This is a genomic window from Deinococcus radiopugnans ATCC 19172 (genome assembly GCF_006335125.1).
Classification (GTDB): Bacteria; Deinococcota; Deinococci; order Deinococcales; family Deinococcaceae; genus Deinococcus; species Deinococcus radiopugnans.
Window position 1 is genome coordinate 76,953 of record NZ_VDMO01000014.1, and the last position, 12,398, is coordinate 89,350.

Genomic DNA, 12,398 nt, shown 5'->3' on the forward strand with positions numbered 1-12,398 from the left:
TCATGAATACCCCCACTGAACTGAAGTACGCCGCCTCGCACGAATGGCTCTCCGAAGACGGTACCGTCGGCATTTCCGACTTCGCGCAGGATCAGCTGGGCGACGTGGTGTACGTGGAACTGCCCGAGGTGGGCCGCGAGGTCACGGCGGGCGACACCATCGCCGTGGTGGAATCGGTCAAGACGGCCAGCGACATCTACGCCCCGGCCAGCGGCACCGTGACCGCCGTCAACGAGGACCTGAGCGGCAGCCCCGAACTGGTCAACTCCTCGCCCTACGAGAACGGCTGGCTGTTCAAGCTGGACGTGACCGAGGAACGCGGCGACCTGATGGACGCGGCGACGTACACCGAAACCGCCGAAAGCTAAGCGCCGTCGCCCGTCGAGCGTCGGCACTTGACGGATGGACCGGGGCCAGGGTGACCTGCGCCCTGCCCTTCTCTCGGCAGGTCACGCCGTACACACGAGCTTTCCACCCCTTTTATCCCCTCCAAGGAGTTAGCCATGCGCCCCCCCCAGACCCGTTCACTCAGCGAACTGCTGAACACCAACGACTTCACCCGCCGCCACATCGGCCCCAGCGCCGCCGAGCAGGCCGAGATGATGCAGGCGCTGGGCGTCGCCAGCCTGGATGAACTGATCGAGACCACCCTGCCCGAAGCCATCCAGTTTCACGGCGAGCTGACGGCGGGGCCAGGGGTCACCGAGGCGCAGGCGCTGGCCGACCTGAAAGCCGTGGCGCAGAAGAACAAGGTGTTCCGCAGCTACATCGGCATGGGGTACGCGGGGACGCACACGCCAGGGGTGATCGGGCGCAACATGCTGGAGAATCCGGGATGGTACACGGCCTACACGCCGTACCAGGCCGAGATCTCGCAGGGGCGGCTGGAAATGCTGCTGAACTTCCAGCAGATGGTGATGGACCTGACCGGGATGCCCGTCTCCAACGCCAGCCTGCTGGACGAGGCGACGGCGGCGGCAGAAGCGATGACCCTCGCCAAGCGCCAGGGCAAGAGCAAGGGCAACGTCTTCTTCGTGGCCGACGACGTGCATCCGCAGACGCTGGACGTGATCCGCACGCGCGCCGAGTATTTCGGTTACGACATCGTGACCGGCGATCCCTCCGGCGAGATGCCGGAAGGCGTGTTCGGCGTGCTGGCGCAGTATCCCGGCACCTACGGCGAGTTGCGTGACCTCTCCCCCGTGGCCGAGAAGGTGCATGAGGCGGGTGCGGCGCTGATCGTCGCCACCGACCTGCTGGCCTGCGCTCTGGTGACGCCGCCCGGCGAGCAGGGCGCGGACATCGTGGTGGGCAGCGCCCAGCGCTTTGGCGTGCCGATGGGCTTCGGCGGGCCGCACGCGGCGTTCCTGGCGTGCCAGAAGGGCTTCGAGCGTTCCATGCCGGGCCGCGTGATCGGCGTCAGCAAGGACAGCCGGGGCCGGGTGGCCCTGCGGATGGCGATGCAGACGCGCGAGCAGCACATCCGGCGCGAGAAGGCCACCTCCAACATCTGCACGGCGCAGGCGCTGCTGGCGAACATGGCGGGGGCGTATGCCGTGTACCACGGCCAGGAGGGCATCCGCACCATCGCCCAGCGCACGCACCGCATGGCCGGGATTCTGGCGAAGGCGCTGAATGATGCGGGTCTGAGCGTCAACGACAGCTTCTTCGACACGCTGACCTTTGAGGGCGACGCGGCGGCCACCCGCGAGCGGGCCGAGGCGAAGGGCATCAACTTCCGGTACGACGGCGGGCGCATTGGCGTCACGCTGGACGAGACGGTGACGGTGGCTGACCTGTCCGACGTGATTGAGGCGATCACCGGCAACGCGGTGGACGTGCTGAAGCTGGATTCGGACGCGGTGGACGGCATCCCCGCCAACCTGGGGCGCACCTCCGACTTCCTGACGCACCCGGTTTTCAACACGCACCACAGCGAACACGCCATGCTGCGCTACCTCAAGACGCTGGAGAACAAGGACTACAGCCTGACGCACGGCATGATTCCGCTGGGCAGCTGCACCATGAAGCTGAACGCCACCGCCGAGATGATTCCGGTAACGTGGCCCGAATTCGGACAACTGCACCCGTTTGCCCCCGCCGATCAGACCGAGGGCTACGCGCAGATGCTGGCCGAGCTGGAAGGCTGGCTGGCCGACATCACCGGCTACGACGCCGTGAGCCTGCAACCCAACAGCGGCGCACAGGGCGAGTACGCGGGCCTGCTGACCATCCGCAAGTACCACGAGAGCCGGGGCGAGGCGCACCGCAGCGTCTGCCTGATTCCGGCCAGCGCGCACGGCACCAACCCCGCCAGCGCGGCCATGATGGGCATGAGCGTGGTGGTGGTCAAGACCGACGCCGAGGGCAACATCGACCTTGATGACCTGAAGGCCAAGGCCGAGCAGCACAGCGAGAACCTGGGCGCGCTGATGATCACCTACCCCAGCACGCACGGCGTCTACGAGGCCAACGTCACCGAGGTCTGTGACCTGATCCACCAGCACGGCGGGCAGGTGTACCTGGACGGCGCGAACATGAACGCGCTGGTGGGTGTTGCCAAGCCGGGGCTGATCGGCAGCGACGTGTCGCACCTGAACCTGCACAAGACCTTCGCCATTCCGCACGGCGGCGGCGGGCCGGGCATGGGGCCGATTGGGGTCAAGGCGCATCTGACCCCCTTCCTGCCCAACCACGCAGTCGCGCCCACGAGCGACAGCGCCACCGGGGCCGTCAGCGCCGCGCCGTATGGCAGCGCCAGCATTCTGCCGATCTCGTACCTGTACATTCGCCTGCTGGGCGCGCGGGGTCTGCGCGAAAGCACCGGCGTGGCGCTGCTGAACGCCAACTACATCGCGCAGCAGCTAGACGGCGCGTACCCGATCCTGTACACCGGGCAGCGCGGGCGCGTGGCGCACGAGTGCATCATCGACATCCGGCCCCTCAAGGCCAGCAGCGGCATCAGCGAGGAGGACATCGCCAAGCGGCTGATGGACTACGGCTTCCACGCCCCCACCATGAGCTTTCCGGTGCCCGGCACGCTGATGATCGAACCCACCGAGTCCGAGCCGAAGGCGGAGCTGGACCGCTTCATCACCGCCATGCTGGGCATCCGCCGCGAGATTCAGGAGGTTCAGGACGGGCTGATTAGAGCCGAGGACAGCCCGCTGAAGCACGCACCGCACACGCAGGAAGACCTGCTGGTCGAGGACTGGACCCGGGCCTACAGCCGCGAAGTGGGGGCCCTCCCCACCGCCGCGCAGAAACAGTGGAAGTACTGGCCTGCCGTGAACCGGGTGGACAACGTGTACGGCGACAGGAATTTCGTGTGTAGCTGCCCGCCGATGGAGGAGTGGGTGGGGGCTTGATATCTGGATAAACCGTCATTCGCTTGACTGAAGGGCCAAAATTAATCCCAATAACCATTTGCACGTGCCCCAGCTCAAGCTGAGACACGTGCAAACTTGTGGGGTCGAGTCCAGACATTACCCTCCCGCCCATGCTGGGGCAGAGGGAAAGCCGGCAAGACGGTCTGCCAGCGGACGCAAGGAGCGACACGAGGCCGTCGGGCGCGAAGCGCACGGGCCTGCCGCAGCGTAACGGAGCGGGGCGTGTGAGCAGGAACGCTGGCCGCCAACTCCCACCTACCGCCCTCACCGAACCCTGCCTAGCGCAGCGCTGCTCCCCCTGCCCCTCTGCTCCGCAGCTTTGCAAGTCTGGGGTAGGGGGCTGGGGGGTGGGGCCGCCGATGCAAGCCCAGGCCCACTCCCCCTCTGCCATCATGTCCCCATGAGCGATCTCGACGGACGCATGGGCGGCCTCACGGCGGGCTACGACATCAAGGCGAAGTGGGACGGCGAACGCCTGCGCGGGCGCATCGGTGGGCGCTTTGGCGGCAAGGACATCGACCTGACCCTGAAAGGTGGCGAGGTGAATGGGCGCATCGGCGGCGTGTTCGGCGGCTTCGACGCACACGGTGCGGTGGACGGCCAGCGGGTAGAGGTGCGCCTGGGCGGACGCATCGACGGCGACAATGTAGAGCTGAAGGTCAGCGCCGACCACATCACGGGCCGTTTCTCGGGCCGGATCGACGGCAAGGACGTGGACCTGCGCCGCGACGGTCCCAGCCTGCGCGGACGCATCGGCGGGCAGCTGGACGGCAAGGATGTGGACCTGGAATTCGGTCAGATTCCACCGGCACTGGCTGCCCTGGCGGCGGTGTGCGCCTTCAAGGCGCTGGAGGACGAGCAGAACGACGCGGCGGCCAGCGCCAGTTCGTCCTGAACCGCCTGTGCCCCGCACCCACCTTGGCCGGGGCCTCACTGTCCAGCAACCCGCACATTCCGTATTTCGGCCCCGTGCTACGTTTTTTCCGATATGACCGCTGCAAACATGACCGCCAGAGCCAGGACGCTGGGTGAACTGCTGGACACGCCCGGTTATGCCGGACGCACTCCTTTCGACGGAAAGATCAGGCTGGTTCAGGACGAGGTTCGCGAGAACCTGACCCGCAAGCTCCGGGGCGGCGAGGAACTGTTCCCCGGCGTGGTGGGCTACGACGACACCGTGATTCCGCAACTGGTCAACGCCCTGCTGGCGCGGCAGAACTTCATTCTGCTGGGGCTGCGCGGTCAGGCCAAGAGCCGCATCCTCCGCGCGATCACCGAACTGCTTGATGACGTGGTGCCGGTGATTGACGGCGTGGACATGCCCGACGATCCCCTGAACCCGGTGGGCGCGGAGGGCAAGCACATGCTCGAGGCGCACGGCAGGGAGTTGCCCATCCGCTGGCTGCCCCGCGCGGACCGCTACGTGGAAAAGCTGGCGACGCCCGACGTCACGGTGGCCGACCTGATCGGCGACGTCGATCCCATCAAGGCCGCCCGCCTGGGCACCAGCCTGGGCGATACCCGCTCCATGCACTTCGGGCTGCTGCCGCGCGCCAACCGGGGCATCTTCGCGGTCAATGAGCTGGCGGACCTCGCCCCCAAGGTGCAGGTGGCGATGTTCAACATCCTTCAGGAAGGCGACGTGCAGATCAAGGGCTACCCGATCCGCCTGGAACTGGACGTGATGCTGGTCTTCAGCGCCAACCCCGAGGACTACACGGCGCGCGGCAAGATCGTTACGCCCCTCAAGGACCGTATCGGCAGTGAAATCCGCACCCACTACCCCACCGACGTGCGGCTGGGCATGGACATCACCGCGCAGGAAGCCGTCAAGGACGACGCCGTGACCGTTCCCGGCTTCATGGCCGAACTGATCGAGGAAATCGCCTTCCAGGCCCGCGAGGATGGCCGCGTGGACAAGATGAGCGGCGTCTCGCAGCGCCTGCCGATCTCCCTGCTGGAAGTGGCCGCCGCCAACGCCGAGCGCCGCAGCCTGATGGGCGGCGACGACGCCGTGGTGCGCGTCAGTGACGTGTACGCGGGCCTGCCGGCCATCACCGGCAAGATGGAGCTGGAATACGAGGGCGAGTTGAAGGGCGCGGACAACGTCGCCAAGGAAGTGATTCGCAAGGCCGCGGGCGCGGTGTACGGCCGCCTGTGCGGCAGCATGGACACCCAGAAACTGGAGAAGTGGTTCGAGGACGGCAACGTCTTCCGCTTCCCGCAGTCCGGCAATTCCGGCGCGGCCATGAAGGCGACGAAGGAAGTCCCTGGCCTGAGCGACATCGCCGCCGAACTGGCCGACAGCAACAGCGACGCCGTGCGGGTCAGTGCCGCCGAGTTCGTCCTCGAAGGGCTGTATGGACGCAAGAAGCTCTCGCGGGCCGAGGAGCTGTACGCCGCTCCCGAACCCGAAACGCGCCAGCAGCGCGGCGGACGCTGGAACTGAGTTAAGCGGGACAGCAAATGGGGCCACTGGAGTTTTTCCGGCGGCTCCATTTTTCTGTCGCCCTTAGAATCATCCCCATGCCCTACATCAACGTCCGGCTGACCCGCAAGGACATCACCACCGACCAGAAAGCGCAGATCGTCCGCGAGATCACCGCCACCATGCAGAGCGTGCTGGGCAAACGGCCGGAGAGTGTGCATGTCGTGATCGACGAAGTGGATCCGGAGAACTGGGGCTATGCGGGCGAGCTGACCTCCGTCCACCGCCAGCGGCAGGGGTAGCCTCCGCGTGCTGCCGCCCGTCCTGACCGAACTGACCCAGTACTTCGCGCCGCTGTCCACCTTTCAGCGCGAGGAGGGCGGCGCACTTACGCTGTTGACGCCGGGCGTGAACGTGCTGGGCCTGAATGCGACGTATCTGCCCGAAGTTGTGCCGAATCTGCGCTCTGCGCTGGCGTGGCATGAAGCGCATGGGCTGCCGCCGCTGGTGGCCTCGCTCTCGCCTGTCGCGGGGGCGCAGGAGGTGGCGGCGCTGACGGTGGGAACGTTCGTGCCTACCGGGGTGCAGGACTCGGGCATCGTGGTGGAGCAGCTCAGCCGCCTGCACCTCCAGAACTGGGCTGATGTCCTGACCGCGGCCCATGGCACGCCGGAATGGGCCACGCCGCTGGCCCGGCATCTGGCGGCGCGGCTGGAAGGCCAGCGCGACTACCTGCCGTTGCTGGCCTACAACCCTGCGGGCGAGGCGGTGGGGGCGCTGCTGTGGCACGGCGCTCAGGGCAAGGGGGCGGCACATCTCTGGGGAGCGCTGAACGTGGCCGCCGCCCTGGCCCTGCTGACAACGGCAGCGGAGCTGGGACCACAACTGCGCGTCTCTCTACCCAGCACGCCGCTCCTGAATGGGAAGATGCGATCATCAGACAGCAGCACTGTGAAATTTAATCTTCTTAACGAGTCTTAAAGTGTAGTTTCCAGCATTAAGAGGCGCGAACGGACCGTCTCTATTTAGACGTGATGAGAAAATAGAATTGTGACGCGCCGCGTTAAACAATGGTTCCCATGCACCCAGAAGTGGATCAGCGTTTAATGAGAGATGAGAAACCTGTCCTCACGGTAAAGAGGGTTGAGAAGCGTTTAATGCTGGACGTGCCTTTTTCCCTGAAACGTTCCGCTGGCCTCGCCGCCCTGACCCTGACCGTAATTCTGAGCGCCTGCGGGACCACACCGCCGACAGCCGCAGTGCCGAATGATCTCGCCGCCGCCCCTGTCGCCACGGGCACCACGCTGAGCGCCCAGGCCGCCGCGTCCTTGCAGCTGAAGGTGGGCCAGACCCAGCAGATCAACATCTCGGTGGGAGGGCAGCCGGCCCAGCCGGGACAGCTGCGGTGGACCACCAGCAACGCCGCCGTCGCCACCGTGACGCAAAGTGGGCTGATCAAGGCCGTCGCGGCCGGCAGCGCGGTGGTCCGGACCACCCTGATCAGCAACCCCAGCGCCTACCTGGACTTCAGCGTGACCGTGACGGCTGCCAGCGCGCCCGCACCGGCCCCCACCCCCGCACCCCAGCCGGCGCCGCCAGTTTCCGGCACCACCGCGCAGCAGGTGCTGCAGCTGGTGAACCAGGCCCGTGCCCAGGCCCGCAACTGCGGCGCCACCAGCTTCGCGGCCGCCCCCGCCCTGACCCTGAACGCCCAGTTGGCCCAGGCCGCGCAGGGCCACGCCAGCGACATGGCCGCCAAGAGCTACTTCAGCCATACCAGCCAGGACGGGCGCACCTTCGTGCAGCGCATCAGCGCCACGGGCTACGCGTTCCGCACCATCGGCGAGAACATCGCCGCCGGACAGTCCACCGCGCAGCAGGTCGTCGCGGGCTGGCTGCAGAGCGAGGGCCACTGCCGCAACATCATGAACCCCAGCTTCCGTGAACTGGGCGTGGGCTACGCCGCGGGCGGCAGCTACCGCCACTACTGGGTGCAGGACTTCGGCGCCCGCTGACCCCACAGCGCCTGCCAGAGCCAAGAACAACCGTGTCGGAGCAGTCCGTGACACGGTTGTTCTCTTTGAATCCACGGGCATCAGGGGACAGCCCTCAAAGGTCCGGTCCCCGATTCCTCCCGTAATCTTCAAGGTGATTCCAGATGAAACGCATCCCCCTTCCAGCCGCACGCGGATGCTCTAATGGCCGGGTGCGTCGCCTGCCCTCCCTGCTGCTGCTCGCCTGTCTCGTGCCCGCGCTGGCGGCCTGCACCGTCTCGCGCCGCGCCGCCCAGCCGGAGGCAGACAGACCAGAGCTGACCAGCCCACAGCTGGTCCCGGCCACCACGCAGCGATCTCTGGACGTAGGCCAGACCATGCAGCTGGAAGTGACCCTCAACGGACGCCGGGTGCCGCCGGACGGGTTGACCTGGACCAGCAGCGATCCGCGCGTGGTGTCGGTCACGGCGGAAGGGCTGGCGCGGGCAGACGGGGCCGGGCAGGCGTCGGTGCGGGCCATCCAGACCGGAACGGGCCGTGCCCTGGCCGAATTCCGCATGCAGGTGGTGGCCCCGCCGCCCGCCACACCGCAGCTGCTGGACGCGGTGACCCGGCAGGTATTGGAGCTGACCAACGCCGCCCGAGCCAGGGGCCACCGCTGCGGGGGCAGCGTTTACCCGCCCGCACCTCCCCTGGTTTCTGAGGCGCGGCTGGGCGCGGCGGCCCAGGCCCACGCCGCCGACATGGCAGCCCGCAATTATTTCAATCACATCAGCCCGGATGGACGGGCCCCGAAGGACCGCATCGACGCGGCCGGGTACAGCTGGCGCACCATTGCCGAGAACATCGCCGCCGGGCAGGCCGACGCGCAGGAAGTCGTGACCGGCTGGCTGAACAGCGAGGGCCACTGCCGCAACCTGATGAACGCGGGGTACCGCGAACTGGGCCTGGGGCTGGCCCAGAGTTCGGGCGGCAAGCGGTACTGGGTGCAGGACTTCGGCACCCGCTGAAGCATGGGGAACAGCAATGAACAGGGCGAGCCGCACTGGACTCGCCCTGTTCACCTGCCGCAGCTTCAGCTGAACAGCTGGCGGTACTCGCCGTAGCCCTCGGCCTCCAGCCGTTCTGCCGGGACGAAGCGCAGCGACGCCGAGTTGATGCAGTAGCGCAGGCCACCCTGATCCTGCGGGCCGTCGGGGAAGACGTGGCCCAGGTGGGAATCCGCGCCGCTGCTGCGCACCTCGGTGCGGGCATAGCTGATCTTGTAGTCGGTGTTCTCGGTCAGCGTGCTGTTCTGGATCGGGCGGGTAAAGCTGGGCCAGCCGCAGCCCGCGTCGTACTTGTCGGCGCTGGAGAACAGCGGCTCGCCGGATACCACGTCCACGTAGATGCCGTCGCCGTCATAGTCCCAGTACTCGCCCGTGAAGGCCCGCTCGGTGCCCTCGTGCTGGGTCACACGGTACTGCTCGGGCGTCAGCCGCTCGCGCAGTTCGGCGTCGCTGGGCTTACTGTACTGGGGGGACTTCGTGGTTTCAGTCATGTCCAGAGTCTAGAAGCAAGGGCTCTGTGCAACCGTGGCAGGCCAAACGCTGCGGGCTTGAGCCGTTCTTGGGACTTCTTGGCCCCAGATTGAACTGACATTGGGATTGTTTTGAGAAAACCAGCCTCTTCACGCCGCCTCAAGAAGTGGCCTCTACGATGTCAGGCAAACATTCACCCTCGCGCCTTCCCCGGAGGTTTTCCGATGACCCAGCCTGCGACCCGCCAGACCCAGCCAGACACGGCCGTGCTCCGCGCCCAGCTGCAGGCGTGTGTGGCCGCCTGCAAAGCCTGCGGCGACGAGTGCCAGGGCCACGCCGAAAAGATGGACATGGCGCACTGCGCGGTGTGCGCCGAGTCGTGCCGCCGCTGTGAACAGGCCTGCCAAAAGATGTTGGACGGTCTCGCGGCCTGAAGCACCAGGCACGTTTGTGCCGCCTGCCGCAGCGTGGCTGCGGGCAGGCGGCTGTTTTGAGATGCTGTCTTTGAGACAAGGAGAATGCCATGCACGACTCCATGAACGGTTCGTCTGAACCCCAGCAACCCGGCGAGCCACCGAGGGGCGAGCTGGGCGGCCACTACGGCCGTTTCGCGGCCATGATCCTGACCTCCACCGTGGTGATGTACGGGCTGATGTACCTGAACACCTCTCAGCTCGAACACGTGTACTTCAGCCAGACGCGGGTGTGGATGGCGCTGTACATGGGGGCGACGATGGCGGTGATCATGCTCGGGTACATGCTGGGCATGTACCGCAACCGCCGGGTCAACGTGGGGATTGTGATCGGGAGCCTCGCGGTCTTTGCTGGAGCGCTGTGGTTGCTGCGGTCACAGGCGACGGTGGGGGACGTGGCGTACATGAAGGCGATGATCCCGCACCATTCGATTGCCATCCTGACCAGCACGCGGGCGCAGATCGAAGATCCCCGCGTGCGCGAACTGGCCGACGGCATCATCGAGACCCAGCGCCGCGAGATCGCCGAGATGAAGGCCCTGATTCAGGACCTGGAACGCCGCTAGCTCCGCTCCAGCGTTTCCAGGGTGTCCGGCAGCGTGCCGCCCAGCGCCACCCAGGCGCTCAGCAGGTCATCCGGCGCGGGCGCGTGCAGGTGCAGAAGTTCGCCAGTCATGGGGTGAGGCAGGTCTAGAAACTGAGCGTGCAGCGCCTGCCGGGCCATCACCTCGCTGGCGCGGCCATACACGGTGTCGCCCAGAATCGGGCTGCCCAAATGTGCCAGATGCACCCGGATCTGGTGGGTGCGGCCCGTGCGCGGCTGGGCGCGGACCAGCGCCAGCGTGCGCCCGTGCCCGTCCGGATGGGCCGCCAGGGGCGTAAATAGAGTCTGGGCATCCCGCGCGTTCGCCCCGCCCACCGTCATGCGCTGCCGCTGCACCGGATGGCGGCCCACCGGCGCGTCCACCCGGACCGGGCCGCTGGCTTTCCAGCCTCCGGCGACAATCGCCAGATAGCTCTTGCGAGTTTCCCGGTCCTTGAAGGCAGCCGCCAGCCGGGCGTGGGCCTCCACCGTCTTGGCGACCACGATTACACCGCTGGTGTCCTTGTCCAGCCTGTGCACGATGCCGGGGCGGTAGCCGCCCTCGCCGTCGAAATCGGTCTGCTGGGGCAATTCCATGCGGCCCAGCAGGGCGTTGACCAGCGTGCCGCTGCGGACCCCCGGCGCGGGGTGGGTGATCATGCCCGGCGGCTTATTCACGGCAATCAGGGCCTCATCCTCGAACAGCACGTCCAGCTGGATCTGCTCGGGTTCCACCGACGCCTCGGGCGGGGGCGGCACCTGCACCGTCAGGCCCTCGCCGCCCCGCAGTTTGAGGCTGGCCTTTGCGGCCACCTCGTGGTCCACCTGCACCAGTCCGTCCGCGATCCAGGCGGCCACCTGAGAACGGCTGTGGCCGGTCAGCGCGGCCAGCACGGCGTCCAGCCGCCCTGGCGTGGCGTCCAGATGCAGTGGGGAGGGAGCAGGGAAAGCGTTCACGCCAGACAGTCTAGGTGCTGCCCTTGAGTGGCGGGCGAGTCTTCATGTGGTCTTTAGGCTCCTGGCAGGGGTAATCCAATCCCCGCAGGCGTGCATATACCCCAGTGAGCAACGTTCATGCGGAAGGCCCCAGCGGTCAGTCGCGAGAACAGGACCCCTTTCAGATTGCCAAGGTCTGGGAGGACGAAGAGGCGACCAACGCCGCTCAAGGGAGGAGTTTCATGCCGGAGAAAGTGGAAATGACGAGCGCGGAGATCAGTGGGGGCCAGACAACGTCACGCCGCAAGTTCATGGGCTACCTGGGTCTGGCCGGGGCAGGCACGGCGCTGGTCGCCTGTAACCCGACGCCCACCCCCAAGCCTGCAGAGATGACCGAGGCCCAGAAGCAGGACCTCGTCATCCTGAACTACGCGCTGACCCTGGAATACCTGGAAGCCGACTTCTACAACCAGTTCACGGGGACCGGTGTGAATGCTGACAAGTTGAGCAATCCGCAGGTCAAGGAGTACGCCAAGGAAATCGCGATGCACGAGAACTCCCACGTCGCGGCGTTGAAGGCCACCATTATCAAGCTGGGTGGCACGCCAGTGGCCAAGCCCACCTTCAACTTTGGTCCGCTGATCGGCAACAAGACGGTCAACGACGAACTGTTCCTGGCCCTGGCCGCCACCTTCGAGCCCATCGGCGTGCGCGCGTACCTGGGCCAAGTGGCCCGCCTGAGCACGCCCGAACTGATTGCCACCGCCGGAGCGATCCATGCCGTGGAGGCCAACCATGTGTCCGCTGTGCAGGAACTGCGCGTGGCCCTGAAGTACAACAATGACCCGGAGCGCCAGACCAGCATTGCCCCTCAGCCCGGCCTGGATACCGACAGCAACAATGCCAAGATCACCGACGCGTCCAAGTTTAATGCCGACTATTCCCCGACGCCGACCGCGCTTTGGAAAGAGTTGACGATGGAGCAGGTTCTGGAAATCGTCGACCCGGTCATCGTCAAGACTGCGAAGTAAACAGCTGGTCCAAGAGACCATCTGAAGCTCGTTTCCGTGATCCC

The 12,398-nt window shown here is 66.5% G+C and carries 13 protein-coding genes; 11 read left to right on the forward strand and 2 right to left on the reverse strand.

Annotated elements, in window-relative coordinates:
* Positions 1-2: 2 nt before the first annotated feature.
* From gcvH to FHR04_RS13555, 8 genes are all read left to right on the forward strand, one after another.
* Positions 3-368: a glycine cleavage system protein GcvH gene (gcvH, locus tag FHR04_RS13520; RefSeq protein WP_170213956.1), complete on the forward strand. Its 366-nt coding sequence runs from the start codon at positions 3-5 to the stop codon at positions 366-368.
* 135 nt (positions 369-503) lie between these two features.
* Entirely contained in the window at positions 504-3,368 is a 2,865-nt protein-coding gene (gcvP, locus tag FHR04_RS13525) for an aminomethyl-transferring glycine dehydrogenase (RefSeq protein ID WP_139403897.1), read from the forward strand.
* Positions 3,369-3,789: 421 nt separating this feature from the next.
* Complete coding sequence (locus FHR04_RS13530; protein WP_139403898.1) at positions 3,790-4,284, forward strand: hypothetical protein; 495 nt, start codon at positions 3,790-3,792, stop codon at positions 4,282-4,284.
* Positions 4,285-4,377: 93 nt separating this feature from the next.
* Complete coding sequence (locus FHR04_RS13535) at positions 4,378-5,838, forward strand: sigma 54-interacting transcriptional regulator (RefSeq protein ID WP_139403899.1); 1,461 nt, start codon at positions 4,378-4,380, stop codon at positions 5,836-5,838.
* 77 nt (positions 5,839-5,915) lie between these two features.
* Positions 5,916-6,119, forward strand: a complete 204-nt coding sequence (locus FHR04_RS13540) for a tautomerase family protein (protein WP_039685754.1) — start codon at positions 5,916-5,918, stop codon at positions 6,117-6,119.
* 7 nt (positions 6,120-6,126) lie between these two features.
* Positions 6,127-6,798, forward strand: coding sequence for a hypothetical protein (locus FHR04_RS13545; protein ID WP_183944814.1), 672 nt, complete (start codon positions 6,127-6,129; stop codon positions 6,796-6,798).
* A gap of 185 nt (positions 6,799-6,983) precedes the next feature.
* Positions 6,984-7,832: a CAP domain-containing protein gene (locus FHR04_RS13550; protein ID WP_249039127.1), complete on the forward strand. Its 849-nt coding sequence runs from the start codon at positions 6,984-6,986 to the stop codon at positions 7,830-7,832.
* Positions 7,833-8,023: 191 nt separating this feature from the next.
* On the forward strand, positions 8,024-8,821 hold the full coding sequence (locus FHR04_RS13555; protein WP_170213957.1) for a CAP domain-containing protein: 798 nt from the start codon (positions 8,024-8,026) through the stop codon (positions 8,819-8,821).
* 65 nt (positions 8,822-8,886) lie between these two features.
* Here the strand turns inward: FHR04_RS13555 and msrB are convergent, their stop codons facing one another.
* Positions 8,887-9,351: a peptide-methionine (R)-S-oxide reductase MsrB gene (gene msrB / locus FHR04_RS13560; RefSeq protein WP_139403902.1), complete on the reverse strand. Its 465-nt coding sequence runs from the start codon at positions 9,349-9,351 to the stop codon at positions 8,887-8,889.
* Positions 9,352-9,555: 204 nt separating this feature from the next.
* Between msrB and FHR04_RS13565 the strand changes: the two genes are divergently transcribed.
* Both FHR04_RS13565 and FHR04_RS13570 read left to right on the forward strand, forming a co-directional pair.
* On the forward strand, positions 9,556-9,765 hold the full coding sequence (locus tag FHR04_RS13565; protein ID WP_311734720.1) for a four-helix bundle copper-binding protein: 210 nt from the start codon (positions 9,556-9,558) through the stop codon (positions 9,763-9,765).
* A gap of 89 nt (positions 9,766-9,854) precedes the next feature.
* On the forward strand, positions 9,855-10,370 hold the full coding sequence (locus FHR04_RS13570) for a DUF305 domain-containing protein (protein WP_211344200.1): 516 nt from the start codon (positions 9,855-9,857) through the stop codon (positions 10,368-10,370).
* Here the strand turns inward: FHR04_RS13570 and FHR04_RS13575 are convergent.
* Positions 10,367-11,344, reverse strand: a complete 978-nt coding sequence (locus tag FHR04_RS13575; RefSeq protein WP_249039128.1) for an RluA family pseudouridine synthase — start codon at positions 11,342-11,344, stop codon at positions 10,367-10,369. The genes FHR04_RS13570 and FHR04_RS13575 overlap by 4 nt on opposite strands.
* A 239-nt stretch (positions 11,345-11,583) precedes the next feature.
* Between FHR04_RS13575 and FHR04_RS13580 the strand changes: the two genes are divergently transcribed.
* Positions 11,584-12,354, forward strand: coding sequence for a ferritin-like domain-containing protein (locus tag FHR04_RS13580; RefSeq protein ID WP_139403903.1), 771 nt, complete (start codon positions 11,584-11,586; stop codon positions 12,352-12,354).
* Positions 12,355-12,398: the final 44 nt, after the last annotated feature.